This is a genomic window from Stenotrophomonas sp. STEN046, assembly GCF_056759755.1.
Genome location: NZ_JBRRDR010000007.1, coordinates 109,008 through 135,840 on the forward strand (window position 1 = coordinate 109,008; position 26,833 = coordinate 135,840).

The following is a 26,833-nucleotide window of genomic DNA, read 5'->3' on the forward strand; positions in this document are numbered from 1 at the left end:
CGCTATACATGAAAAACGCCGGGCCCGGTGTGACCCAGGCCCGGCGTGCGTGCACGACTCGGCGATGAAGCTGCCGGTGGATCAGTACTTGAAGCGGAAGTTCAGATAGTACTGGCGACCGTTGCTGTAGAACGAGGTCGGGATGGCCGCGGTCTGGTAGTACTTGTAGGTCGGGTTGTTGAGGTTCAGGCCATCCAGGCTGATGCTCAGCCAGTCGGTTGCCTTGTAGCTGAGCGAGGCCGACAGCGTGCCGAAGTCATCCTGGTAGTACGGGTTGGTGCCCGACAGGCTGATCAGGAACGAGGAGCGGTGGGTGTAGCTGACGCGTGCACCGAAGCGCTCGTTCTCGAAGTAGGCGCCCACGTTGTAGGTGTTCTTCGAGGTGCCCAGCAGGTTGTGCGAACCGTCCGACCAGGTGTGGGCGGTGCTGCCGTTGGCGTAGGTGTAGTTGGCATTGACGCCGAAGTACTCGCCGATCGGCTGCTCGTAGGCCACTTCCACGCCGGTGACCTTGCCGTCGGCATTGATCGGGGTGGAGATCTGGTAGGTCTCAAGCTGGTTGCTCAGCTCGCTGTACAGCTGGCGCGAGACCACGTCGAAGGCGATGTAGTCCTTCAGCTTCATGTGATACGCACCGACCGACAGCAGGCCGCGCGGCATGAAGTACCACTCCAGGTTGGCATCCAGGTTGCTGGACAGGGTCGGCTTGAGGTTCGGGTTGCCGCCGCCGCCGGTGCGGTTCAGGTCCGAACCGTACGAGGATGCGCCCAGCGCCGAGTAGTCCGGCAGGGTCTGGGTCTGCGAAGCGGCCACGCGCAGCACGAGGTTGTCGTCCAGGTCGAACTTGATGTTGGCGCTGGGCAGCACGCGGTTGCGCTTGTTCTGGAAGGCCATGCGTTCCCACATGCCGAACAGGCTGCTGACATCGGCATCGGCGGCGTTGCTGACCGCGTTGTAGGTGTTGATGTCCTGCTTGATGTTCACATAGCGCAGGCCGAGGTTGCCGCTCCACCAGTCACCGCGGAAGTTGGCCTGCACGTAGCCGGCGTAGTTCTTTTCCTTCACCTGCCACTCGGCGCCGTAGTTGTGGCGACCGGTCGGGCCATCGTTGCCGGCCAGCCAGGTGGAGTTGTTGGTCACCGCATCCTTCAGCGCACCCGGGGTGAAGTACCAGATGTTGCGCGGGAAGGTGCCGCCGATATCGCCGGCGAAGCCATTGGGATAGTTGGAGGTGGCACCGTTCTTCAGCGCGCTCCAGATATCACCCGGGGTCGCGCCTTCCGGCGACAGCGCTTCGCGCTTGTGGTCGGCAAAGCGCACACCGAAATCGATCGAGCTCAGCACGCCGCCGTCATTGAAGTACTGGTTGAAGTCGAGCGTGGCCCACTTCTCTTTGTCTTCCGCGGTGACCTGCTGGTTGCCCCAGGTGCCGAAGCTGGTGACGCCGTTGGGCGAGAGGTCGCCGCCGACGTTCCAGTCGATCGGCGAACCGGCGCCGTGGGTGGCCCAGTTGGCGCCACCGCCGCTGCCCACCGTGACCTCGGCGATGTACTGGCGCGGGGTCTCACCGGTGCCCTTGGTGCTGCCGGCCTGGAACTTGGCGGTCAGGCTGTCGCTGATCTGCCAGTCGGCATCGAAGGTGACATAGCTCGACTTGGCCTTCGACTCGCGGTAGATCATGTCGTACACCGCGTAGTTGGTGCCCGGCACGCCCGCATAGGTGGCGTTGGTCAGCACGCCATCCTTCACCACATAGCCCGGATTGGGCGCCTGCGACTTGGCGAAGCTGTTGCCGAACATCATGAAGTTGCGGTTGTAGTTGTTCGCTTCCAGTTCGGAAGTGAAACCGTTCAGGCCCAGGGTGAGGCTGTCGGTCGGCTTGAACTGCAGCGAGACCAGGCCACCCTTGCGCTCACGGGTCTGTTCGAACAGGGTCGAACCCAGCAGGCCGGGAACATTGACGCCGATCAGGTCCGGGTTGGTCTTGGCGACCGGATCATCGGCGCCGATCTTGAAGAAGCCACCCGGGATTTCCTGTGCTTCGCGGCGCAGTTCGCGCTTCTGGCTGAAGCCCTGCACCATCACGCCGAAGGTGCCTTCATCGTTCTTGTAGTTGAACAGGGCCGAATACTGCGGATCGTTCGACTTGGCCTGGTCCGAGCGCACCATGCCGATGGAGCCTTCGGCGGTGAACTGCTTGGAGAATTCCAGCGGCTTGCGGGTGATGATGTTGACCGTGCCGGTGGTGCCGCCGTCCTGCAGCTTGGCCTGCGAGGACTTGTTCACTTCCACCGAGCTGACCAGCTCGGACGGCAGCAGCGAGTAGCTGACGCTGCGGCCGACGTTGTTGCCCTGGCTGAGCACGAACCAGTCGGCCGAACCGACGGTGTGGCCGTTGATCAGGGTCTGGGTGAGGCTGGGGCTGGTGCCGCGCAGGCTGACCCGGTCGGCTTCGTCGAAGCCGCCTTCATCGGCGCTGGACGAGCTGATGTTCACGCCCGGCAGGCGCTGCAGGGTGTCGGCGACGTTGTGCGCCGGCAGCTTGCCCACGTCTTCAGCGGTAACCACTTCCACGCGCGCATTGGCTTCGCGCTTGGTGTCCAGCGACTTTTCCATCGAACCGCGGATACCGGTGACGGTCACGGTATCCAGGTCGGTGGCGGTCTGGGTCGGGGTGGCCTGCTGCGCGTTTGCAGTGAAGGCGAGGCAGCTGACGATGGCGGCCGAAAGCAGGGTCTTGCAGGTGTTCATGATGTCTCTCCTCATCACTCGATTGGATACCGGCGGCGATATTCGATTGCGACTGCGTTGTGGGGCGCGGGGCGGCGATGTCCCGTGCATTGGCGTGCCACGTACTGCGTGCTGCGATTGCGTTGAAGCCGATTGCAGGTTCAGGCGTCGGCGTGGAGCAGGAACCAGCTGGCAGCGCCGATCACGCCCAGCTGCCCGTGCTCGACCACCTTCACCGGGATGCGTGCCAGCGCTTCGCCCATCGGCCCCTTCTGCAGGTAGCGTTCGACGAACGTGCTGGTGCGCAGGTACTCGCGGATCTGCGGCAGGATGCCGCCGGCCAGGTAGACGCCGCCGTGGGCGCCATAGAACAGCGCCATGTCGCCGATGGTGCTGCCCAGCAGGCCGCAGAACACATCCAGCGCCTGCCGTGCCAGCGGGTCGCTGCCGGCCATAGCCGCAGCGGTGACCGCATCGGGGCTGGCCAGCGTCGGCGCCTGGTCCTGCAGCGCGCAGATCGCGTGGTACAGGTTCATCAGGCCGGGGCCGGACAGGGCATGCTCGATCGACACGTGCGCGCGGTCGCGCTGCATGTGGCGGACGATGGCCATCTCCAGTTCGGTGCTGGCGGCCAGGGTCGGCTGGCCGGCTTCGGTGGCCAGCACCACCGGGCCGTTCGCCGTGGGGATCCACAGCGCAGCGCCCAGGCCGGTGCCGGGGCCGACCACCAGGGTCGGGCCGCGCGCGGCCGATTCCGGTCCGCACAGGTGCAGCACACCGCTGGCATCGACCTGCGCAGCGGCGTAGGCCACCGCTTCGAAGTCATTGACGATGTGCACGCGCTGCAGGCCGACGTCGGCCTCCACCTGGCGCGCCGACAGCGGCCACGGCAGGTTGGCGGTGATGACCGTGCCGTCGTCGCGGGCGAAGCCGGCGGTGGCCACCACGCAGTGCGCCGGGCGCGGGCCTTCGCCGAGGAAGTCGGCCAGGATCGCGCTCAGCCCGCCATGGTCGGCGTTGCGGTACTTGCGGTAATCGAGCACCTGCACCGGGTGGGCGTCATCGCCACTGGCCTGGACCCGGGCAACACGCACATGGGTGCCGCCAACGTCGGCGGCCAGAAACGAGGGCGCGACGGGGGACAGGACATGGGCGGGGGCGGGCTGGCTGGCGGTCACGCGGGCTCCTGCTGCAGGTGGGCCGGCCCGGAAAGGGCAACGATGGAGCCGGCGATTGGGGCGGAGTCTGTAACCGCGTTGACAACGATGTCAACGAGTTCGTGACACTTTCGTTGCTGCGCTGCAACGAATGCAGATCGCCGTAAACGTTTACATGGCGTGAGTGCCGCCTCCCCCGTGGAACCCTTGCAGCAAGGGGCTTCAAGGCCAAAGCGCATTCAGCCGAAGCGTGTTCCGCGCGCTTGCGCAGTGCAGCATGAGGTGACGGTGCCTGCGTGATGTCGTTGACAAACCGCCCTCGTCCATCGAAAGAATGTGACAACGTTGTTCCCAGCCACTCTCCGACGTCGTGTTCTGCGACCGTCGCCGCAGGAGCCCTCCTGATGTCAGCCGTCCCCGCTGCAAGCGCACGCCCGAACGTGGCCTCGTCCATCGCCATCGTCGGCGTGCTGTTCTTCCTGATCGGCTTCTTCACCTGGCTCAACGGCCCGTTGATCACCTTCGTCAAACTCGCCTTTGAACTGAGCGAGGTCGGTGCCTTCCTGGTGCTGATGGTGTTCTACCTGTCCTACTTCTTCCTGGCCCTGCCGGCGTCGTGGATCCTGCGCCGCACCGGCATGAAGAAGGGCCTGAGCCTGAGCCTGCTGGTGATGGCCGGCGGTGCGGCGCTGTTCGGCGAATTCGCCACCCAGCGCTGGTATCCCGGTGCGCTCGGTGGCCTGTTCGTGATCGGCAGTGGCCTGGCGCTGCTGCAGACCGCGATCAACCCGTACATCTCCATCCTCGGCCCGATCGAAACGGCGGCACGGCGCATCGCGCTGATGGGCATCTGCAACAAAATTGCCGGCATGCTGGCACCGGTGTTGATCGGCACCCTGGTGCTGCACGGCATCGGCGATCTGTCGGCCACCGTGGCCGCCGCAGACGAAGCCACCAAGGCACAGCTGCTCAACGAATTCGCTGCCAAGATCCACGCGCCCTACCTGGCCATGGCCGCTGTGCTGGTGGTGCTGGCGGTGGCGGTGCTGTTCTCGCCGCTGCCTGAAATCAAGGCTTCCGAAGCCAACGCCACGCCAGCCGGTGCGCCGGGCACCGCGGAGCGCCGCAGCATCTTCCAGTTCCCGCACCTGTGGCTGGGCGTGCTGTGCCTGTTCGTCTATGTCGGCGTAGAGGTAATGGCCGGCGATGCGATCGGCACCTATGGCCACGGCTTCGACCTGCCGCTGGACCAGACCAAGATGTTCACCTCGCTGACCCTGTTTGCCATGCTCATCGGCTACGTGGTCGGCCTGGCGCTGATCCCCCGCGTGGTGTCGCAGTCGCGTTACCTGACCATTTCGGCAGTGCTGGGCGTGGTGTTCTGCCTGGGTGCGTTCTTCACCCACGGCTACGTCTCGGTGGCCTTCGTGGCGCTGCTGGGCTTCGCCAATGCGATGATGTGGCCGGCCATTTTCCCGCTGGCCATCCGCGGCCTGGGGCGCTTCACCGAAACCGGCTCGGCCCTGCTGGTGATGGGCATCGCCGGCGGCGCGATCATTCCGCAGCTGTTCGCGGTGCTCAAGCAGCACATCGACTTCCAGCTGGTGTTCCTGCTGCTGATGGTGCCCTGCTACTTGTACATCCTGTTCTACTCGGTGATCGGCCATCGTGCCGGCCTGCCGCAGGACAAGGTCTGATAGGCGATGATGGACGGCAGCCAACCCCAGGAAAAGCCGATGCGCAGAGCGACCATCAAGGACGTTGCCGAAAAGGCCAAGGTCTCGCTGAAGACGGTATCGCGGGTGATCAACAACGAGCCCTCGGTGATGCAGGCCACCCGCGCGCGGGTGCTGCGTGCCATCGCCGAACTCGACTACGAACCCGATCCGTCCGCGCGCAACCTGCGCAGCGGCACCACCTTCGTGATCGGGCTGGTGTATGACAACCCCAACCCGTACCACATCATCGGCGTGCAGAACGGCGTGCTCGCGGCCTGCCGCGAAACCGGCTTCGGCCTGCAGATCCACCCGTGCGATTCCAGCTCGCCGCTGCTGGCCGATGAACTGGCCGACTGGGTGCAGCGTTCGCGCCTGGCCGGGCTGGTGCTGACCGCGCCGATGTCCGAGCGCCGCGACCTGATCCAGGCGCTGACCGCGCGCGGCATCAAGCTGGTGCGCATCATCGCCGCCACCGAAGATCCGGCCGATGGTGCCTGCGTGTTCGTCGATGACCGCGAAGCCGCCTATGAGATCACCGAGCACCTGATCCAGCTGGGCCATCAGCGCATCGGCTTCCTGTGGGGCGGCACCTCGCACCGTTCCTCGGGCGAACGCTATGCCGGTTACGAGGCCGCGCTGAAGGACTACGGCATGACCGTGGACAAGCACCTGGTGGTGCAGGGCGATTACACCTTCGATGACGGCTTCCGTGGTGCGCGCCGCCTGCTGGCGCTGCGCGAGCCGCCCACTGCCATCTTCGGTTCCAACGATGAAATCGCCGCCGGCGTGCTGGCCGCCGCCAAGTCTGCGGGCATGAACGTGCCCTACGACCTGTCCATCGCCGGCTTCGAGGACAGCCCGTTCTCGCGCCAGTCGTGGCCGCCGCTGACCACCGCCAAGCAGGCCACTGAGGACATCGCCCGCCACGCCGCGCGCCTGCTGATCGCGCAGCTGCGCAGCGATGCCTACGACGATGCGCCGGCACCGTTGCACAACCAGGGCTTCGTGCCGCAGCTGGTGGTACGTGGTTCCACCGCGCCGATGCGTCCTGCCGGCACCCGCCCCCTTCCTTCCGATCCTGCCTGAGCCTGCCATGTCGCTGTCAGACCCCACCGCCACCTTGATGTTCGCCGAGGCCGCCGAAGCAGCCGACGTGGTCGCCCGCCAGTTCGCGCGCAACCACACCGTGATGGAAACGCTGGCGGCCAGCCTGCGCGCCACGCCGCCACCGTTCGTGGTCACCTGCGCGCGCGGCAGTTCCGACCACGCCGCCACCTACGGCAAGTACCTGCTGGAAACCCAGCTGGGCCTGGTGGTTGCCTCGGCATCGCCGTCGGTGGGTTCGGTGTATGCCGCGCCGCTGCAGCTGCGCGGTGCGTTGTTCATCGTCATTTCGCAGTCGGGCAAGAGCCCGGACCTGCTGCGCAACGCCGAGGCGGCCAAGGCCGCCGGTGCGCGCGTGGTGGCGCTGGTCAATGTGGAGGATTCGCCGCTTGCACAGCTGGCCGACACGGTCATCCCGCTGCATGCCGGTGTTGAAAAAAGCGTGGCGGCGACCAAGAGCTACCTCGCCTCGTTGTCCGCGTTGCTGCAGCTGGCGGCGTACTGGAAGCAGGACAGCAGCCTGCGCAACGCGCTGGATCTGCTGCCTGATGCGATGCGCGAGGCATGGCAGTGCGACTGGAGCCCGGTGACCGAGGGCCTGGTGGATGCCAACAACCTGTTCGTGCTCGGCCGTGGCCTGGGCCTGGGCGCTGCGCAGGAAGCGGCGCTGAAGTTCAAGGAAACCTGCAGCCTGCACGCCGAGGCCTACAGCTCGGCCGAGGTCAAGCATGGGCCGATGGCGCTGGTCGACCGCGGCTTCCCGGTGCTGGCCTTCGCCCAGCCGGATGAAACCGGCGCCGGCACCCGTGCCGTGGCCGAGGAATTCACCGCGCGCGGCGCACAGGTGTGGCTGGCCGGCGCGGGCGGCAACCTGCCGGTGGCCGCCGCACCGCACCCGTTGTGCGCGCCGCTGCTGACCGTGCAGAGCTTCTACCGTGCGATCAACGCGTTGGCCCTGCGCCGCGGTTTCAACCCGGACCTGCCGCCGCATCTGAACAAGGTGACGGAGACCGTCTGATGGACACCGCTTCGCGCAAGACGGTGCTGCGCAACGCGCGCATCCTGGCCGGCGATGCATTCCGCGACGACCTCGCCGTGGTGATCGAGGAGGGCCGCATCAGTGCACTGCTGCCCGATGCGGCACCGCAGCTGGGCAGTGCCGACGAGCAGGTGGACCTGGGCGGCGGCTGGCTGCTGCCCGGCTTCATCGACGTGCAGGTCAACGGTGGGGGGGGCGCGCTGTTCAACAACACGCCGGATGTTGCGTCGCTGCGCACCATTGCGCAGGCGCACCGGCGTTTCGGCACCACGGCGATGCTGCCGACCCTGATCAGCGATGACGTAGCGGTGATGCGCGAGGCCATCGCTGCGTTGCGCGAAGCGATCGCGCAGGGCGTGCCGGGCGTGATCGGCATCCACCTGGAAGGCCCGTACATCGCACCGGCGCGCAAGGGCACCCACGATGCCAGCAAGTTCCGCGTGCCCGACGAGGCGGAAATCGCACTCGCCGCGTCACTGGACAACGGTGTGACCCTGCTGACGCTGGCACCGGAACGCGTGCCGCTGGAGACCATCCGCGCACTCGTGGAACGCGGTGTGATCGTCGCTGCCGGGCATACCGCCGGCACGTACGAAGAGATCCGTGCCGGGCTGGATGCCGGCGTGCGCGGTTTCACCCATCTGTACAACGCCATGTCGCCGCTGCAGGGCCGCGAGCCCGGCGCCGTCGGTGCCGCGCTGGAAGATCGCGACAGCTGGATCGGCATCATCGTCGATGGCGTGCATGTGCACCCGGCCAGCCTGCGCGTGGCGCTGGCGGCCAAGCCGCGCGGCCGCCTGCTGCTGGTGACCGATGCGATGCCGCCGGTCGGTGCCGACGACCCCAGCTATGTGCTGTATGGCGAAACGATCACTGCCATCGATGGTGTCGTGCGCAATGCCGCCGGTTCGCTGGCCGGCTCAGCGCTGGACATGGCCACCGCCGTACGCAACACCGTGCAGCTGCTGGGCCAGCCGTTGGCCGAAGCCGCACGCATGGCATCGACCTACCCGGCGCAGTTCCTCAACGTCGATGATCGCCTCGGCCATATCGCCGAGGGCTACCAGGCCGACCTGGTGCTGCTGGACGATGCGCTGCAGGTGCGCGGCACCTGGATCGCCGGCCAGTACGAGGCGGCTTGATGATGGGCAGCACGCCGCCACGCCGGTTGGGCTCGATCGACGCCCTGCGCGGCATCACCGTGGCGGCGATGCTGCTGGTCAACAACCCCGGTGACTGGAGCGCGGTGTTCGCACCGCTGCGCCATTCCGATTGGCACGGCTGCACACCCACCGACCTGGTATTCCCGTTCTTCCTGTTCCTGGTCGGTGTGTCGATGGCCTTCAGCGTGGCACCCCGCGCGCTGGATCCTGCGGCCCGCCCGGCACTGGCGCGCGGCGTGCTGGAGCGCGCGCTGCGCATTGTCATTGCCGGTGTGCTGCTGCATCTGCTGGTGTGGTGGACGCTGCACACGCATCACTTCCGGATATGGGGGGTGCTGCAGCGCATTGGACTGTGTGCGGCGCTGGCAGGCGTGCTTGCGGTGTACGCACGACCGCGTGCGCAGCTGGCCGTGCTGCTGATGCTGTTGATCGGATACACCGCACTGTTGCTGGGTGTGGGCGATCTTGCGCCGTGGACCAATCCGGCCAGCCGCGTGGATACCGCACTGTTCGCACCGTGGATCTACCAGTGGCACGCCGACACCGGTCTCGGTCATGACCCCGAAGGCCTGCTGAGCAGCCTCGGCGCGCTGGCCAGCACCGTGCTGGGCCTGCTGGCCGGGGGCCTGCTGCGCAGCGGTCGCGCCAGCGCCCTGGCCGGGCTGGGCGCGGTCACGGCCGTGCTGGGTCTGCTGTTGGCAACGGTGCTGCCGCTCAACAAACAGCTGTGGACCCCCAGCTATGTGCTGTGGACCGGTGGCCTGGCCGCGCTCGCGTTGTGGCTGGGGCATGTGCTGATTGATCGCAGGGGCTGGCCCGCGCTAGGACGACGCTTCGGCGTCAATGCCATCACCGCCTATCTGGGGGCGTCGGTGATGTCGGTGATCCTGCTGGCTACCGGCGCCTGGGGTTGGGTCTGGCAGCAGCTGGCCACGGCGATGCCGCACACGCTGGAGTTGGCCTCGATGCTGCAGGCGCTGGCCTTCGTGGCGCTGTGGTGGGGCGTAGCCTGGTGGCTGGACCGGCGTCACATCTATCTGAAGATCTGACCGGCGACGGGCAAGGCGCCATCCACGCATGGCGTGGATCTACTGGCCATTGCCTGCATCCACGCGCGTTCCGGTGCCGGACGATACGCGCCTGCACCCGAGGACCATGCGTGGATGCACACGCGTCCGCGCCCCAGGTGGATCCGCGCCCCACGTGGATCCAGACCATGCGTGGATGCACACGCGTCCGCACCCCGGGTAGATCCACGCCATGCGTGGATGCACACGCATCCGCACCCGGGTAGATCCACGCCATGCGTGGATGCACACGCGTCCGCACCCCGGGTAGATCCACGCCATGCGTGGATGCACGCGCGTCCGCACCCCGGGTAGATCCACGCCATGCGTGGATGCACGCGCGTCCGCACCCCGGGTAGATCCACGCCATGCGTGGATGCACACGCGTCCGCACCCCGGGTAGATCCACGCCATGCGTGGATGCACACGCGTCCGCGCCCCACGTGAATCCACGCCATGCGTGGATGCGGTTGCTTGCTCCTGCACCCTGGCAAACCTGTTCAGCAACATCCCGGCCGCGTGACGGCCGCGCTATTTCACGTCCATAGCGTGATGCACATCGCATTAATTTATCTCCCCAAACCATTCATGGCGCGTCAGACTGCGTCGGCAGTGCTACGCATCACATCCGCAGTTCCTGATCCCCCGACCCAGGAGTGCCGTATGTCCCATGACGTTCCGCGCCGGCTCCGCCAGCGCCGCCTGAGCCTGTCCGTACTGCAGATCCTGACCGTCCCCTCGCTGCTCGCGCTGGCCGCCCCGGCCGCCTGGGCGGGCTGCGATGCAACCGCGCCGGTGGCCGGGCAGACCGTCAGCTGCAGCAGCGCGGCGCCCAATCCCGAAACCGTAGCGGTCAGCGCCAATGGCGCGGCGGGCATCACGGTGAATGTCGGCAGCGGTGCGCAGTTGCAGCAGGCCGGCGGCGGCAGTGCGATTTCCCTGATCGGTGCCGGTGGTCACGCGCTGTCCAATCTCGGCGCGATCAGTTCGGTGGGCGGGGTCGCAGTGCAACTCGGTGGCGGCAGCCGGGTGGACAACACCGGCAGCATCAGCACCGGCAACAACACCGCACTGCAGTTCGTTGGCGCCGGCGACAGCGTGCTGGTCAACCGCGGCACCATCAGCGGACGTACCGGTGTGCAGTTCGGCGCCGGCAATGATCGCCTGGAGATGCTGGCCGGCAGCATCGGCGGCAGCGTGCTGCAGGGGGATGGCAACGACGTGCTGCTGCTCAGCGGCGGTACGATCGACAGCATCGACCAGGGCACCGGCGACGACCAGATGACCGTCAGCGGCGGCACCGTCACCGGTGTGGTCACGCAGGGAAGCGGCCGCGATGACTTCGTCATGACCGGCGGCACCATCGGTGCCCTGCAGCAGGGCGACAACATCGATACCTTCCGCATGAGCGGCGGCCGCATCATCGGCGCGTTCGAAGACGGCGACCAGGCCTGGATGACCGACGGACGCATCGGCCGGGTCAACATGAAGCTGGACAAGAACCTGTGGAACCAGTCCGGCGGCACGGTCGATGGCAACGTGGTCACCGGCTTTGACACCGACACCATCATCATTTCCGGCACGGCGTATATCGGCGGCAACATCAGCGTCAGCGGCGGTGCCGACAGCGTGACCATCACCGATGGCACCGTGCGCGGCCAGGTGCTGTTGAGCACCGGCAACGACACGTTCAACTGGAGCGGTGGTGGCATCGTCTACGGCGCCATCGACATGGGCCCCGACGACGACGTGGCCACACTGAGCAATCTCAACCAGGCCAACCTGGGCGCGGTGCCACTGTTCGACGGCAGCAGCGGCAACGATCGCCTCAGCTTCAACAACGTCAAGACCGGCGGTGTCGCGCGGTTCCAGAACTGGGAGGCGATCAGCCTGGCCAGCAGTACCGAACTCACCTTCGACGGGGATCTTGTGCTGGGCGACAGCGCTACCGGCACCGGCTCGCTCAGCGTGGACGACACCAGTACCGTCTACGCCGGCAGCGGCACCCATGCGATCCGCCCGTTCAACAGCGGCGCACTGGTGGAGATGGTCAATGCCGGGCGCATCGATCTGACCGGTGTCGGTGCCGGTGATGTATTCACCGTGCGCGGCAACTATCGCGGCGAAGGCGGTGGCCTGTACCTGCGAACAGTGCTGGGCGCGGACAATTCCACCAGCGACCGCCTGGTGATCGATGGCGGTACCGCCAGCGGCACCACCGGCATCGGCATTCTCAACGCCGGCGGCGGTGGCGCCGCCACGCTGGCCGACGGCATCCTGGTGGTGCAGGCCTTGAATGGCGGCAGCACTGCTGCGGGCGCGTTCTCGTTGTTCGCGCCGGTATCGGCAGGCGCCTACGAGTACTTCCTGTTCAAGGGCGGTGTCAGTGCCGGCACCGGCGAAAACTGGTATCTGCGCTCCACACTGGTCAGCGGACCGACGCCGGCACCCAACGGCAATGGCAGTGCAACACCGCCACCGCTGACACCGCCGGTGGCACCGCCGCCGCCGATTCCACCGGCACCGCCACCGCCACCGGAAGGCGCCATCGACCCGGACCTGACCGCTGGCGAGACCGCACCGCCGCCGCCACCGCCGGAACCGCCGCCGGTGGCCCCACCCAGCGACCCGGCCGTGCCGGACGTGCCAGTGGCCGGTGGCGCGCTACCCAGCACGGGCACGCCACCAACGCCGGGCGCACGTCCCGCAGAAGGCGATGTGGTGCCGCTGTACCGGCTGGAAACCGCGGCCTACGCGGTGGCGCCGCCGTTGTTGCGCGAAACCTCGTTGGCCAGTCTCGGCACCTTCCATGAGCGGCAGGGCGAACAGCGCTTGCTGTACAGCCAGGGGGCCCTGCGTACCGCGTGGGGGCGGCTGGTCGGGCAGAGCAGCGAGATCCACTGGAAGGGCGATGCGCAGTCCGGCTTCGATGGTGACGTGATGGGCGTGCAGGCCGGCCTGGATGTGTGGGCCGCCGCTGCCGACAACCACCGCAACCAGGTGGGTGTGTTTGTCGGCCGCACCCGCGCACAGGGCAGGACCACCGGCCTGGCACTGGGTTGGGAGAACGTGCAGGTGGGCCAGAGCCGCCTGGATGACAAGCATGTGGGGCTGTACTGGACGCTCACCGGCACCACGGGCGGCTATCTCGACGTGGTGGCGATGCAGAGCCGCTATGACGGACGCGCACGCTCGGCGCGTGGGCTCGGCATCGACCTCGACGGCGATGGCACCAGCGTCTCGCTGGAAGCCGGCAAGCCGCTGCTGCAGTTCGGGCAGTCCGCCTGGTGGCTGGAGCCGCAGGTGCAGGTGATCTGGCAGCGCACCTCACTGGATGACCAGCGCGACGCGGTATCGACCGTGCGCTTTGACAACGACAACGCCTGGACCGGCCGCGTCGGCCTGCGCCTGGCCGGTGACTACCAGCTGGCGGACAACGGCTGGCAGCCGTACTTCAAGCTGAACTACTGGCACGGCCGCTCGGGTGAGGACCGTATCCTGTTCGACAACGACGCGATCATCAACTCGCAGCGTTCGCGCGCACTGGAGGCCGGCGTCGGTGTGGTCGGCCGCTTCAACCGCACCATCAGCGCCTACGCCGTGGCCGACTACACCCGCGAACTGGGCGGCGACCGCAACGAGAAGCGCCGCATCATCGAAGGCACCGTCGGCCTGCGCGCGGACTGGTAGCGCCGGGCCATGCCCGGCGGCTTTACTACGTCATGGCCACGCTTCTGGCAGGTGTCGACCTTGGTCGACACCCATCCAACCAGCGTCATGACCTGCTCTGGTAGGTGTCGACCGTGGTCGACACGAATCCAACCGGCGCCATGACCTGCTCTGGTAGGTGTCGACCTTGGTCGACACGAATCCAACCGGCGCCATGACCTGCTCTGGTAGGTGTCGATCTTGGTCGACACGAATCCAATCGGCGCCATGACCTGCTCTGGTAGGTGTCGACCTTGGTCGACACGCCCTTGGCTACCCGTCAAGCAATCCCAACGCCGCCACATCACAACGGCGAACGCCCCAGCAACGCGCCCGCGTGATCGGCCAGCAGCTGTACCGCATGCAGCAACCCTTCCTCGGTCTGCGGCGGGCACTGCGCCTCCGCGTCGTCCAGTTCACGTGCGGCCTGCGTTGCCAGCAACACCTCGCCCAGCGCAGACAACGCCTGCAGGCATCGCGTAGTGCACGCCAGATCGCGCGCACGCGCCGGCGTGATGCGCAGTTCGGTCCACGGCTCGCCATCGGCGGCGTGGCAGCGCGTGACGTCGCGCAGCCGCTTGAAGAAGGCAGGCGTGACAGCGGCTTCATCCGCTCCGCTGAGCGCGTCTTCCAGTGCCTCTGCAGTGGCATTGGGCAGCTGCAGGCCGGGCAGGGCATCGCCCAGCAATGTGTGCAGGCGCGGATAGGTGGGGTAGAGCGTAGTCATGGCAGCAACCTCACAAGGCAAGGCCACCTGCGGGATGCAAGGTGGCGGGCGGTGCGGGTTGGCGTGCCGGTCAAGAGCAAAGAAGAAGCCGACGGACCCAAGGGTCCCCACGCACCGCCCGCCATGGACCGGCAGGTGGTGCATTGTCGCGAATGCCTACATCGAGGCAATCGGTCATCTTTACTCATTGATTCAGGACGCCAATCCCGGCCAGCGCAGGGGGCACCGGCACAGCGACCTTCGCGCGATTGCGGTTCCGCAGATATGGGCAAAGTTGCAAACCGCGGCCTGCTGCCAATGTGCCTGATGCGACACGCCGCGCGTCGGCCAAGGCGTTATGCTTCGCCTTCATCCAACGACAAGGAGATGTCGATGCGGAACAGCGAAGGATTGCCGAGGCGTGCCCTCCTCATCGCCACGCTGCTGGCAACGACTACTGCCGCTGCAGCCGACGTCATCGAGCTTCCGTCACCCGCCGCACAGGCACAGCTTCTGGACATGCTGGAGCGCGAGGCGCTGTACCGAAACAGGGTCGATTGGCCAGCCACGCGCACGCGGCTGAAGGATGCGCAGGGCGATCCGGCCAAGGTCCGCACCGTGCTGGCCGAAGCCATCGGCCGCAGTTCAGGCGGTCACGGCACCTGGATGACCCCGCAACGGCAGCAGCAACGTGTGGAGCGTTTCGCCCGCGAGAACGCCGCCGCCGTTGCCCGCAGCGAAAGCGACGCCACCCACGAGCGTGACCCGCGTATCGGCCAGGTGCTGATCGAGGGCTATGCGGCCGACCCCGGTGCGCCGCCGCAGCAGCTGCAGCAGCAGAACATCCAGCGTGCGGTGCGGTGGCAGCGCATCATCCGTGAAAAGGACAGCACGCCTCGCTGTGGCTGGATCGTCGACCTGCGCGACAACACCGGCGGCAACATGTGGCCGATGCTGCTGGGCGTTGCGCCGCTGCTGCGCACCTCGGCGATGGGTATCGAGGATGTGGGCTCATTCGAGACCGCCGACGGTCCGGTACGCTGGCAGACCACCGCCAGTGGCGTGCGCATGGGCGAGGCGACGCGCCTGGATCTCGGCCAGCCGGGCTATCTGCCCAGGCAGGTTGGCGCGCCGGTCGCCGTGTTGACCGGCCCGCGCACCGCCAGTTCCGGCGAAGCGACCGTACTGGCGTTCCGTGGCCGCGCGCAGACCCGCAGTTTCGGCCAGCCCACGGCGGGTGTATCGACGGCCAACGTGGTGCGCCGGCTGGTGGACGGCAGTGCATTGGTGCTGACCACCAGCGTCATGCGCGATCGCAATGAACATGGCGACGGACGGAAGATCGCGCCGGACCAGGCCACTGCCGACGATGCCGCCACGGTGGCGGCGGCCGAGGCCTGGTTGCTGGCCCAGCCCGCCTGCAGGAAGAGCTGAGCCATGCTGCTGATCGGCCAACACGAGAGGGTGATGATCGTCGGCCCGACCGAGTCCCACCACTGCCTGCGCTGCCAGACCGAAACCGAGTTCGCGCCACAGCTGCGCTACAGGATGGCGCGCATCGATCTGCTGTTCGGCTTTGTCTACCAGCGCCGCTATGAGCTGGCCTGCACCGGCTGCGAACACGGCTGGCTGCTGGACACCGAAAGCATGGACCAGCAGTTGGGCGGGGTGCCGATCCCGTGGCGGCATCGCTTCGGCCTGCCGGTGATGCTTGTGGTGGTGGCAGGACTGGCGGTGGCCGGGTGGATGTGGAGACACGGTTACGTCGGTTGAGGAGCCGGGCTGCTAAAGTTGCAGTCAATAGCCACACTGCCGGACCCGACCATGGACCACGAAACGCCGTTCGAACCCGCCAACGACCTGGAAGTGCGCCTGCTGCAGGCTCAGGACGGCACCCTTACGGCCGCGCAGTTCCTGGAAGGACTGCTGACCGCGCCGGTGTTCGTGCTGCTGGACAAGGCCATCGGTGAAGACGGTGCCTGGGACGAGAGCATTTCGCCGCTGGTACTGACCAGCGAAGGCGGCGAGCCGATGTTCGCGGTGTTCACTGCGCCCGAGCGCGCTGAGATCTGGCACGAGCAGCTGCCGCAGTTTGCCCATGCGATGCCGATTGCGGTGCATGCACTGCTGTCGGGTATTGGCGAGGGCGTCGGCCTGGTGCTGAACCCGGGCCTGGACGTGGGCATGGAGATGATTCCCGATGCGGTGGAGCAGCTGAAGCAGCGCGCCGCGGCGATTACCCGTGGGATGGCGCACTGAGTCATCGGGACGGTATCTGCCTGGGCGGTGGCGAGTGTCCTCTGTGAAGTGCAGGACCGCTGCCGCTGACTTGGCCTGACGGCCGCATGCGCTTCGCCTCGCCAAGTGAGCGAAGAGGTCAGTTCGCGCCTGGGCGCTCAGTGTCCATCAGGCGTTGGAGGTGCACGCCGGTACTCCTGCGTAGATGGGGAGTTAGCGGCCCTTCTCGCATTGAGTGTCAGATTTCCCTGACTCTCACATGGTTGACAGGTGTGATAGCGTCGCTTCAGGTGACGCAAGGATTATGCGGTCGCCTTTGGGAAAGGGACGGTGCAAAGCCGGACCTTGGGGAAGCGGAATCCAAATCTGAAGGAATGCCTTGTGATCGGTGCGTTGCGTCGTGTTGCGTTGCGTTCGACCGTGCTGCCAACTTTGTTGGTCGGTCTCATTCTCTCCGGATCAGTCGCAGCGCAATCGGTTGCGGACGGTATCCATCCATACTTGGAATACCGGAAGCGGGTCCAGACTGCAGAATCGCTGTCTGCTTTGGATACGGGACTGTTCGGCGAGGGTGTAAGCCTGTACGACGGAAGCACGCAGTTCCGTGTTGTCGAAATCGACCTGCCTGGTAACAACGATCTGCCCGTGCAGTTTGCACGTCGGTTGAACGTTCAGTTGCAGCCGCAAGGGACCATTCGCGACCACGATGCCAGGCTGTTGGGGCTAGGAAACTGGGACGTCGAAGTACCTCACGTGGCGGCAACCTACGCCAATTCCACCGGTCTTCCTGCAAGGGTATGCACTGTGGGAAGCGTGCCTGGCGGCGGTATCTTCAGTGTTAGGGAGTTCTGGAGCGGGCTCAACGTGCATCTACCAGGCAGAGGCGACACTGCCATGCTTGGCATTATCGCGGGTACCCCTCTGCCTACTGATGGCACGAGCACCCGCCTTACAACCAAAGAGCGCGATGCCATTGACTGCATCAGCATGGACAATGGCAGTCGCGACGGGTTCCGGCTTACAACGACCTCAGGTGAGCGTTACTACTTCAATCAGTTGACCACGCGCCGTGAAGCACCGTTGCAGAAGCTCGTGCCCACTACGCGCGGCAACGATCCTGTGTCGGTCATCCTGGAGCGAACGCGCTATTACCTTCTGGCAACCCGCTTGGAAGACCGGTTCGGAAACTGGGTCCAGTTCTCATACAACGGCGAAGGCCTGCCCACACGGATCTGGAGCAACGACGGGCGCGAAATCGTTTTCGTCTACAGCCAAGGACGAATGACCAGTGCTACTGCCAATGGACGCTCCTGGGGTTTCCAGTATCAGACAATGCTGGCGGAAAACCGGCTGACACAGGTCACTCGCCCAGACGGCAGCTCATGGCGCTATGCCTATACAGGATCGTTGCTCCCGTCGGCCCCGCTACCCATCGATACGCTGCCAGGGTTGCCATGGTGTAGAGACTCTTCCCTTCCGCTGTCAGCCGATTACGTCGTGACCGCAACCCATCCGGCGGGCGCTACGGGCACTTTTTCCTTCGTCAATCGACGGCATTGGCGACACGGTGTGCACCTCACCGAATGCATCCAGAAGGGAGATCCCCGTGAGGATCCAGAATACGTACTGGGTGTTCCACACTTCTTCGACGTACTGAGCATCGCCGGCAAGGCGATCAGTGGGCCCGGCCTGCCGACCATGCAGTGGAGCTATGACTACGGCAACTCGCCGTCTGACCTGTGGGGAAGCCAGAATGAGCCTGCAATCTACCCTTGTACGACATGCACACAAACGAAGGTCGTACAGGTTCGTCGCCCGGATGCTACTACCCAAAGGCTGACCTTTGGCAATCTCTATATGTTCAACGATGGGCGGGAGTTGCGAGCGGAGGTTCTCGATGTCCAGGGCAATGTCGTACAGGCACGATCCAGTGACTACCTTGCCGATGCCTCGACTGCCGGTCAGCCCTTCATTGGAGAGTACGGCGCGATTCTCGGTAGCTTGAACGATCCAGCGACGGTGCGCGTGCGTCCTGTTACGCAGACGCAGTTGCAGCAGGACGGCACCACCTACACTTGGCAAGCGGCAGCCTACGACCGTTTTGCGCGCCCCTTGGAGAGGGTCCGCACCGGTCCCAGCGGATCCGTTCGTGAGCGACTCGATTATCACGACAATACTGCTCGTTGGGTATTGGGGCAGCTGGCGCGAGTGACCGATCTTGGCAGCGCAACCATCGTTGCCGAAGCAGCCTTCGATGCCAATGCCATGCCGGTGGAGACCTTTGCATTTGGAAAACGAACCCAGACACGGACTTATAATGCAGACGGTACCGTCGCAACGGTCCGTGATGGAAACGGCAACACCACTACGCTCTCTGAGTGGAAGCGTGGGATTCCCGGGTTGGTGCAGTTTGCAGGCGCGACTACGTCAAGCGTCGTGGTTGATGACAATGGTTGGATAGCAAGCGCAACCGATGAAAGTGGGTTTACCACCAGCTACGGCTATGACGCACTGGGGCGAGTTGCCAGCGTCGCCTATCCCGCAGGGGATGCGGTCAACTGGGTTCCGCTGACCCGCGTCTTCCAACAGGTGGGGGCGGAGGAGTACGGCATTCCTGCGGGACATTGGCGACAGGACGTCACAACTGGAAATGGGCGCCTGGAGACAATCTATGATGCGCTCTGGCGACCCGTTTTCACGCGTGAGTACGATGCCGCAAACATCGCAGAAACGCAGCGGTTGCAGCGTTTCAACTATGACCATGAAGGTCGGCTGTTGTTTTCGTCTTACCCGGGCAGGGGAGCGAATCTGACCACGGGGAACTGGAGTGAGTACGACACGCTCGGTCGCAGGACTGCTGCTATCCAGGACAGTGAGCTGGGTACGCTGGTAACAGTGAACGAGTATCTGCCGGGCGCACGAATCCGGGTGACCGACCCTCGCGGAAAGCAGACTCTGACCAGTTTTCAGGCATTCGATCAGCCGGCCTACACGGCCCCGATCGCTATCGTAAAGCCAACAGGCGTTGTGCTGGATATACCGCGAAATGTATTCGGCAATCCGGTGAGCGTTACGCAACGTAGCGGCGATGGAGCGGTTTCGCTGACACGTCGATATGTCTACGACATGCATCAACGTCTTTGCAAGAGCATCGAGCCTGAGACTGGTGCCACTGCGCTTGGCTACGACGCGTCCGACAACATCCTCTGGTCAGCCACGGGGATGAATCTTCCCGCAGTCGACTCCTGCGATGCGTCCAGTGCCTATTCCTCTGGACGTCGTGTAGACCGCAGCTACGACTCCCGCAACCGGTTGAGGACCCTGGCGTTCCCGGATGGCAACGGCGACCAGCAATGGGTCTACACGGCGGATGGGCTGCCGCAGCAGGTCACGACGAGAAACGCCATCAATGCCAGCCCGGTCGTCAACACATACGTGTACAACCGGCGGCGATTGCTGGTGGGCGAGAGTGCCACGATTGCCGGTGCGTTCAACTGGGCACTTGGCTATGGCTATGATGCGCGCGGCGTAATGGCCAGCATCCAGTATCCCAGCGGCCTGTCGGTTGATCTGGCGCCCAACGGTCTGGGACAGATTACGCGTGTTGGCGGATTTGCATTGGGGGTTTCCTATCATCCCAACGGGGGTATGCGCGCATTCAATTATGGAAATGGCATCGTCCATGGCATGACCCAGAACGCGCGCCAGCTGCCAGGGCGTGTAACAGATTCCGCAGGTGTGCTGGACAATTTCTACAGCTACGATGGCGGCGGAAATGTGACCGGGATCGAGGACGTTCTCGACGCTGGTCGCAATCGGACGATGCAGTATGACGATCTGGACAGGCTGACCCGGGCGAGCTCGGCAAGATTCGGTGGCGACGGAGTACTGACCTATAGCTACGACGCGCTGGACAATCTGCGATCAGCTCGATTGGCCGGAGTGAAAGACCACATCTACTGGTATGACAGCAACAACCGTCTTACCAATGTGCAGTCTTCCGATGGTGCAACCACAATGGGGCTGGGATATGACGTGCAGGGTAATCTCGCCATGCGCAATGGGCAGGCCTTCAGGTTCGATTTCGGGAATCGCCTGCGCGAGGCTGACGGTGTCGAAAAGTATGCCTATGACGCACATGGGCGCCGCGTACTGAGCCAGGCGCCAGGCGGGGATATCCTGTCGCTCTACGACAGCGCAGGTGTGCTGCGCAGACAGGAAAACCAGCGGACCGGTGAGGGCACGGAATACATTCACTTGAATGGCAGTCTGCTTGCCAAGTCTGTGACCGCCGTGGCGCCGGGGGTGCCGGTGATTACCGCGCCTTCATTCAGCAGCAGTGGGAGTTTTACCATTGGCTGGTCGAGCGTAGTGGGCGTATCGACTTACGAGCTGCAGCAAAGATCCGAACAGGGGGGCTGGTTGGCTGCCTATTCTGGGGCGGCGCTGGCGTGGTCGACCACTGGCCAGCCTGCCGGGAGTCACGGGCTCAGGATTCGCGCTTGCCGTGCCGCGTTGTGCGGCGGCTGGAGCGCCGAGGTGACAGTGGTGGTTGAGTTGGCACCGACGGCTGCGCCCACGATCACGGCTCCAGCCAGCGCAACGGGCGGCAACTACATTGTGGGCTGGACAGTGGTTGCAGGCGCCACCTTATACAGGTTGGAGGAGCAGCAGGGTGCCGGTGCGTGGGGGGAGGTGCAGAATTCTGCAGAGCGCAGCCGCTCTTTCAGCGCGAAGCCAGGCGGAACTTACGGGTATCGTGCACGTGGCTGCAACGCGAGTGGCTGTGGTGCCTATTCGCAAGCCGTGACAGTGCAGTCCGTGCACCTGCCGACTTCGGCCCCGGCACTGAACGTTCCAGCCAAGGTGCTGGGATCTGCATATTCGATCAATTGGAACGCGGTGAGCAACGCCACGTCGTATCAACTGGATGAGCGTTTCAATGGTGGAGGCTGGGCTACCATTTCCAGTGCGGCGGCCGTCAGCTACACCGCTTCTGGCCGCGTGCATGGGGTGTACGAATACCGCGTTCGAGGCTGTGCTTCGGTAGGGTGCGGGCCATATTCAGGCGTATCCGCAGTCCAGGTGGTGATTGCTCCGGCAACAGCACCATCGATCAGTTCGCCAGCGTCGAGCAACACGGGTAGCTATACCGTGAACTGGTCGCCAGTGGAGCGCGCAACGAGCTATCTGTTGCAGGAGCAGATCAACGGCGGAGGCTTTGGCAACCTTCAGAACGACGGATCGCAGCAGCGTGCCATCAGCGGAAAGAGCAACGCTACCTATGGATATCGAGTGGCTGCATGTAACGAAGCGGGTTGCGGTGGCTTCTCGTCAGTTGCGGTCACGGTGGTGAACATTCCGCCGCCAGTACCAGAACCGCCACTGCTGGTGGAAGCCTGGTACTACTATTCCGAGGGGCATACGACCTACCAGGGCGGGTGGAGAGAAGTTGCGGGCGCCACGCGTTATGAATTCAGCGGAACGGCGGGTTGTGTGGCCACGCTTCCCTTCTGCTCAGTCGTTGTGCGTGGCATGCCAAAGATCACTACTTTCCGGGTTGTAGCCTGCAATGCGACCGGATGCTCCCGGCCATCCAATGGGTTGGTCGTGCAGGACGGCTTTGAGCGATGAACTGCCATGAATGTCCCAATCGGAAGAAACAATGATGCTATCGGATTCCGCTCAGATTTGTTCAGGGCTTCCCTAAAGAGATAGAGAAGCTGGTAGATCACTCTCAAATCATGCGGTCTTTCTCAAAAAAATCCAAAAGGCATCAGGCGCAGGAAGGCTGGCCTGTCTGGAAACAACGACCTTGTGAGAGATGTCGAAATTGCTTGGAAAGTCAGCAAGAACTTCCGTCTCAATGCAGGAAATGTCTTCTTCCCTTGAGGCGGGAAGTGCGGAATCTACAAAGAACGTCAACTGGAACTTGCTTTCGCTGTCAACTCTGCAAGAAACAGCAACAAGCTCTGGAAATACTTCTCCAAGAAGCGCTTTAGTCACGCTAAGTATTACATCGGATCGCAGGCTGCTGTTCATGGATCTGGCCTTGAAGGAACAATGTGAATGCCATCCTTCCCGTAGTGAATTATGGCGTTTGTTGTCGGTGTGGCATTGCCCGCCGGGTCAACGTAGGACCCGACCTCTTGGCTAAAACTTACCCGCTCCTTAGAACCTGGGAGGCCAACGTTAACCTTTCCCACCTGCTGCCCAGTGCCAGCGCTCCTGCCAAGTTCGCTAGGATTTCCTGTTAGAACACTTCTGCCGGGAATGTAGTTGTTGTGTCCCACCAAGTGCTTTCCCTGCTGTCCCAAGTTGATCTTGGGTGAAGGGCCGAGCATGGGGCCTGCGCCTGATTTCCCATGAGTGAGCGTACCGACGACTACAACCGCAGCAAGCGTTGTCACTGCCTGCTGGGAGTAATTTCCCGTGTCAACAAAACTCCCGACTGCCTGGCCAAGTGCGGCACCTTCCATAGCACCACTTCCAGTGGTCATCGCCGCGGCTTCACCGCCAGCCCATACACGCATTCTGTCCGGGTCATTGCGCAGCATGTATCCCACCGAAGCGCCATAAGACACTTCGCATGAACGGCATTCTTGCCGGCCGTCTGGGTCTTTGAAAGTATAGGGGTTGTTCGCGGCGTACTTGTAGCGATTGAAGTTCGCCCCTGCGTTAACATCAGACACGACCGGATCAGTGGACAGGAACCGTCCGATCATCGGATCGTAATACCGCTGCTGCATGTAACTCAGTCCAGTGGCGGCATCGCTCACGTGCCCGGTGTATCCCGGTCCATCCGCAACCTGCCCGCCGACAACGCCGCCATAGGGTTCGTAGTCATAGCGCTTGATCACGTTGCCGTTTTCATCGGTTTCGGCAACGACCGAGCCAAGGGCATCGGTGTGGATGTAGGTGACTGTCTGAGCAGTTGAGATTGGCGGCAGTGTCAAGCCCACCAACAGCAGGCAGCAGAGCCAGGCACCGAAGACGCTCAGCTTGCCGAAATGCGTTCTCATCCCCTTTCGGCGGGCCGAAGCGTGGCACGCAACTCTCTTAAGCCGCTCCATCCTTCCAATCCCTGAAAGAGCCTTCCAGCAAGGCCCTGCCTTCATACCACAATCCTCATCGACGTGACGACCGAGTCGGCGTCAGAGAGGGCGGGCAAGCGTCGCGGTGGGCAGCGAAGTACTCTGTGGCGACACGTGACCGGGCGGTGCGGCTGGTGCTGGAACATCAGGGTGAGCACCCCTCGCGATGGGCTGCGATCGAGTCAGTAGCCAGCAAGATCGGCTGTACGGCAGAGACGCTGTGCAACTGGGTACGGCAGGCCGAGCGAGATCGAGGATTGCGCGAGGGCTTGAGCACGGCTGAGCGCGAGAAGATGAAGGCGCTGGAACGGGAGAACCGCGAACTGCGCTTGGCCAAAGAGATCCTGCGCAAGGCCAGCGCGTATTTTGCTCAGGCCACCGGTTCAAGCCATAAAGGCGTTCATCGATGATCACCGTGAAGCCTATGGGGTCGAGCTCCTCGCATAAAGCGCCAGATGGGCAGCAGTTTTCTACCCACGCATACCAAAATCAGACGAGCGGACAAGTTGTTGAGCCAAAAACAAAACTTATTGAAGAAGGGAGGTAGTTCAATGCGAGTTAGAGTCATCGACGATTGGGAGAGTGTTCTCGCTGGCCTTGGCGCCGAGGGTAAGGTAAAACCAAAATTGTCCGTGACTCGCGGAAAAGAGTACACGGTCTATGGCCTTGGTTTGCATGACAGTTCAGTTGTGTATAGGGCGGGCGTGCTTGTCTGTCAGCTGGTCAGCGATTACGGGAATCTGATTTTTGCGCCGATCAATATATTTTCTGTGGTTGATGGGAGATTTCCGGATTGTTGGAGGATTGAAATTCGGGATGGCAACGTTCTTATGTGGCCGGATATTTTTCACAAAGAGTTCTTCTTCGACGACTTGTCAGAGGGGGTTCCGGAGTGTGTTGCGGCCTTCCGACATCTGCAGTCAATGCTGGGAGATGCTGGCTGAGTGATTCTTCTCGCATGGATAGCAGAAAGAAGGATGGGGGCGTCGATACAAAGGCTGGCGGAGTACGTTGGTCGCGGACGGTCCTCATCCAAACACCGTTTCACACCTTGTCCCAGCATGGCCTGATCGCCATTTACTGACGGGTCGCGCTACGTAATTTGCACTCACGAAGCGAGTAGCGCTCGTAGCTGAACCCCGGGATCGTCCTTACGACCTCAGATACGGTCAGGCTCGTAGTCTGATTCTTCGCGTGCAAGCGCCGTCGATAGGCGAGCGCATGGTTGGAAGGTGCCGGCCAGCGGCCGGCACTACCAGATGCTTCAGCGGGCAGCGGCGATCGCCTTGACCCGCGCCCTGGCCCTCGCTGGAGATTTTTCGCAGGCGTCTACTCAAGGGGTAGTGAGTAATATGATGAAGGCGCCAGTGAGTTCGCCTGCCGGCATCGGTGCACATATTGCAGAAGCGACAGCGAGTACCGGCGTAATTGGGGCAAAGCAAGGGGCGGTACAGGGGGCTTTATCCAATGCGGGCCAACGCGGCGCTGACGCCGCAGTTGGAACTGGGCAGAAAATTGCTGAGGACAGGTTGAAGTGATGAGATTTTTTAATCGATCTCTGCTTGTGTACGAGCTTGGGCTTCTAGTCGTCTTCCTACTGGTCGCATTGTTCATAACCCGCTTCAATTCAATGGAAGCGCTCCGACTCGGGGGATGGCTGTTTCTCTTGATGCAACCCATCATGCTGGGTGCCCACGCGGTCGAGCACTTCTCGCGCAAGCGCCGTCGCTAGGTCGGTGATTGCTTGGAAGGTGCCGGCCAACGGCCGGCACTACCAGATGCTTCAGCGGGCAGCAGCAATCGCCTTCACCCGCGCCCTGGCCAGCGCCTCACCAATGGCCGGGCCCTTCAGGTGCGTGGTATCCAGATCACGCGCCTGCACCGACAACGCCGCTTTGTGTAGTCGCTTGAGCGTTTCGCCCTGCGGGTAGTCGCTGTCCTCGAAACCGAGCCGGCCGCGCTTGTCGGCCTCGCAGCACAGCGCGATGCGTGCCACCCGTTCCGGCCGGCGCAGCGCGTCGCAGCGGCCCAGCAGTTCCAGCACCGTGGCATCGCGCAGTTCATCGATGCGGTGCACGTTGAGGTGTTCGCGGCATACCACCTCGGCCAGCTGCTGGTGCTCGGTGGGAATCTTCAGGCGCGCGCACAGGACTTTCAGCGGCTCGATGCCGCGCTGCTCGTGCATGATGTGGCGCGGCCACTCTTCCTGCGGGGTCAGGCCCTTGCCGAGGTCGTGGGTAAGCGCAGCGAAGCCGACCAGGTCATCACCGGGTGCCAGCTTCGCGGCCATGTCGCTGACCATCTCCTGGTGGATGCCGGTATCGACCTCCGGGTGGAATTCCGCGCGCTGTGGCACGCCGTACAGCGCTTCCAGTTCCGGCAGGATCGGGCCCAGCGCGTGTGCGTCATGCAGGGTGCGCAGGAACGCCGAAGGGCGTTCGCAGACCAGTGCCTTGCGCAGTTCCTGCCATACCCGTTCGGGCACCAGCGCGTCGAGTTCGCCGCTGGCGGCGATCTCGCGCATCAGCGCCAGGGTTTCCGGTGCAATGGTGAAACCCAGCGAGGCGAAGCGGGCCATGAAGCGCGCTGCGCGCAGCACACGCAGTGGGTCTTCAACGAAGGCCGGGCCGACGTGGCGCAGCACGCGCTGCTGGATGTCGCGCGCACCGCCATAGGGATCGACCAGCACGCCGGTATCTTCATCGCAGGCGATGGCGTTGATGGTGAAGTCGCGGCGTTGCAGGTCGTCTTCCAGCGTTACCGCCGGATCGGCATCGACCACGAAGCCGCGATAGCCACGCCCGGATTTGCGTTCGGTGCGGGCCAGCGCGTATTCCTCGCCGGTCTTCGGATGCAGGAACACCGGGAAATCGCGGCCCACGGCGGTGTAGCCCTGCGCTTCCATCTGCACAGGCGTAGCGCCGACCACGACCCAGTCACGATCGCCGGCAGGGCGCTGCAGCAGGCGGTCGCGCACGGCGCCGCCGACAAGATAGATCTTCATGCGGGGATGATGACACGGTAGCGCCGGGGGCCCGCCCCCGGGCCCCCCGGGGGGCGGGCCGGGGGGGGCCGGGGGTGGGGGCCACGCGGGGGAAAACCCCCCCCC

17 protein-coding genes and 1 pseudogene are annotated in these 26,833 nt (G+C 64.1%); 12 read left to right on the plus strand and 6 right to left on the minus strand.

The features are described from left to right. Window positions 1–81 precede the first annotated feature (81 nt). Both ACVOLJ_RS05800 and ACVOLJ_RS05805 read right to left on the minus strand, forming a co-directional pair. The gene (locus ACVOLJ_RS05800) at window positions 82–2,751 is read right to left on the minus strand and encodes a TonB-dependent receptor (RefSeq protein ID WP_481563679.1); all 2,670 of its coding nucleotides are present in this window, start codon (window positions 2,749–2,751) and stop codon (window positions 82–84) included. Between the two features lie 140 nt (window positions 2,752–2,891). Next, entirely contained in the window at window positions 2,892–3,908 is a 1,017-nt protein-coding gene (locus tag ACVOLJ_RS05805; RefSeq protein ID WP_475278309.1) for a glucokinase family protein, read from the minus strand. Between the two features lie 383 nt (window positions 3,909–4,291). Between ACVOLJ_RS05805 and ACVOLJ_RS05810 the strand changes: the two genes are divergently transcribed. From ACVOLJ_RS05810 to ACVOLJ_RS05835, 6 genes are all read left to right on the plus strand, one after another. Beyond that, on the plus strand, window positions 4,292–5,584 hold the full coding sequence (locus ACVOLJ_RS05810) for a sugar MFS transporter (RefSeq protein WP_475278308.1): 1,293 nt from the start codon (window positions 4,292–4,294) through the stop codon (window positions 5,582–5,584). A 39-nt stretch (window positions 5,585–5,623) separates the two neighbouring features. Beyond that, on the plus strand, window positions 5,624–6,691 hold the full coding sequence (locus ACVOLJ_RS05815; protein ID WP_475278307.1) for a LacI family DNA-binding transcriptional regulator: 1,068 nt from the start codon (window positions 5,624–5,626) through the stop codon (window positions 6,689–6,691). Between the two features lie 7 nt (window positions 6,692–6,698). Then, window positions 6,699–7,727: an SIS domain-containing protein gene (locus ACVOLJ_RS05820; RefSeq protein ID WP_475278306.1), complete on the plus strand. Its 1,029-nt coding sequence runs from the start codon at window positions 6,699–6,701 to the stop codon at window positions 7,725–7,727. Then, the gene (gene nagA / locus ACVOLJ_RS05825; protein ID WP_481563680.1) at window positions 7,727–8,890 is read left to right on the plus strand and encodes an N-acetylglucosamine-6-phosphate deacetylase; all 1,164 of its coding nucleotides are present in this window, start codon (window positions 7,727–7,729) and stop codon (window positions 8,888–8,890) included. The genes ACVOLJ_RS05820 and nagA overlap by 1 nt, the downstream gene beginning before the upstream one ends. Window positions 8,891–8,892: 2 nt before the next feature. After that, entirely contained in the window at window positions 8,893–9,960 is a 1,068-nt protein-coding gene (locus ACVOLJ_RS05830; RefSeq protein ID WP_481563688.1) for an acyltransferase family protein, read from the plus strand. A 681-nt stretch (window positions 9,961–10,641) separates the two neighbouring features. After that, window positions 10,642–13,668 carry an autotransporter family protein gene (locus ACVOLJ_RS05835; RefSeq protein ID WP_481563681.1) on the plus strand — a complete coding sequence of 1,009 codons (3,027 nt, stop codon included), beginning with the start codon at window positions 10,642–10,644 and terminating at the stop codon, window positions 13,666–13,668. A gap of 322 nt (window positions 13,669–13,990) precedes the next feature. Here ACVOLJ_RS05835 and ACVOLJ_RS05840 read toward each other — a convergent pair whose 3' ends face one another. Further along, complete coding sequence (locus ACVOLJ_RS05840; RefSeq protein WP_481563682.1) at window positions 13,991–14,413, minus strand: hypothetical protein; 423 nt, start codon at window positions 14,411–14,413, stop codon at window positions 13,991–13,993. A 372-nt stretch (window positions 14,414–14,785) separates the two neighbouring features. Between ACVOLJ_RS05840 and ACVOLJ_RS05845 the strand changes: the two genes are divergently transcribed. The 4 genes from ACVOLJ_RS05845 to ACVOLJ_RS05860 all read left to right on the plus strand — a co-directional run bounded on the left by ACVOLJ_RS05845 (window position 14,786) and on the right by ACVOLJ_RS05860 (window position 22,264). Continuing rightward, complete coding sequence (locus ACVOLJ_RS05845) at window positions 14,786–15,826, plus strand: S41 family peptidase (protein ID WP_481563683.1); 1,041 nt, start codon at window positions 14,786–14,788, stop codon at window positions 15,824–15,826. Window positions 15,827–15,829: 3 nt separating this feature from the next. Then, the gene (locus ACVOLJ_RS05850; protein WP_481563684.1) at window positions 15,830–16,165 is read left to right on the plus strand and encodes a hypothetical protein; all 336 of its coding nucleotides are present in this window, start codon (window positions 15,830–15,832) and stop codon (window positions 16,163–16,165) included. A gap of 51 nt (window positions 16,166–16,216) precedes the next feature. Next, window positions 16,217–16,651, plus strand: a complete 435-nt coding sequence (locus ACVOLJ_RS05855; protein WP_481563685.1) for an SseB family protein — start codon at window positions 16,217–16,219, stop codon at window positions 16,649–16,651. Window positions 16,652–17,011: 360 nt separating this feature from the next. After that, the gene (locus tag ACVOLJ_RS05860; protein WP_481563686.1) at window positions 17,012–22,264 is read left to right on the plus strand and encodes an RHS repeat domain-containing protein; all 5,253 of its coding nucleotides are present in this window, start codon (window positions 17,012–17,014) and stop codon (window positions 22,262–22,264) included. Between the two features lie 108 nt (window positions 22,265–22,372). Here ACVOLJ_RS05860 and ACVOLJ_RS05865 read toward each other — a convergent pair whose 3' ends face one another. Next, the gene (locus tag ACVOLJ_RS05865) at window positions 22,373–22,672 is read right to left on the minus strand and encodes a MafI2 family immunity protein (protein WP_475278297.1); all 300 of its coding nucleotides are present in this window, start codon (window positions 22,670–22,672) and stop codon (window positions 22,373–22,375) included. Then, window positions 22,669–23,652 (minus strand): RHS repeat-associated core domain-containing protein, encoded by a 984-nt coding sequence (locus ACVOLJ_RS05870; RefSeq protein ID WP_475278296.1) that lies wholly within the window; start codon window positions 23,650–23,652, stop codon window positions 22,669–22,671. The genes ACVOLJ_RS05865 and ACVOLJ_RS05870 overlap by 4 nt, the downstream gene beginning before the upstream one ends. A gap of 176 nt (window positions 23,653–23,828) precedes the next feature. Between ACVOLJ_RS05870 and ACVOLJ_RS05875 the strand changes: the two are divergent. Then, window positions 23,829–24,159: pseudogene (locus tag ACVOLJ_RS05875) on the plus strand (transposase); the annotation flags it as partial. A gap of 20 nt (window positions 24,160–24,179) precedes the next feature. Continuing rightward, window positions 24,180–24,668 (plus strand): hypothetical protein, encoded by a 489-nt coding sequence (locus tag ACVOLJ_RS05880; RefSeq protein WP_481563687.1) that lies wholly within the window; start codon window positions 24,180–24,182, stop codon window positions 24,666–24,668. Between the two features lie 839 nt (window positions 24,669–25,507). Here the strand turns inward: ACVOLJ_RS05880 and ACVOLJ_RS05885 are convergent. Then, entirely contained in the window at window positions 25,508–26,728 is a 1,221-nt protein-coding gene (locus tag ACVOLJ_RS05885; RefSeq protein WP_475278294.1) for a multifunctional CCA addition/repair protein, read from the minus strand. Between the last annotated feature and the right edge of the window lie 105 nt (window positions 26,729–26,833).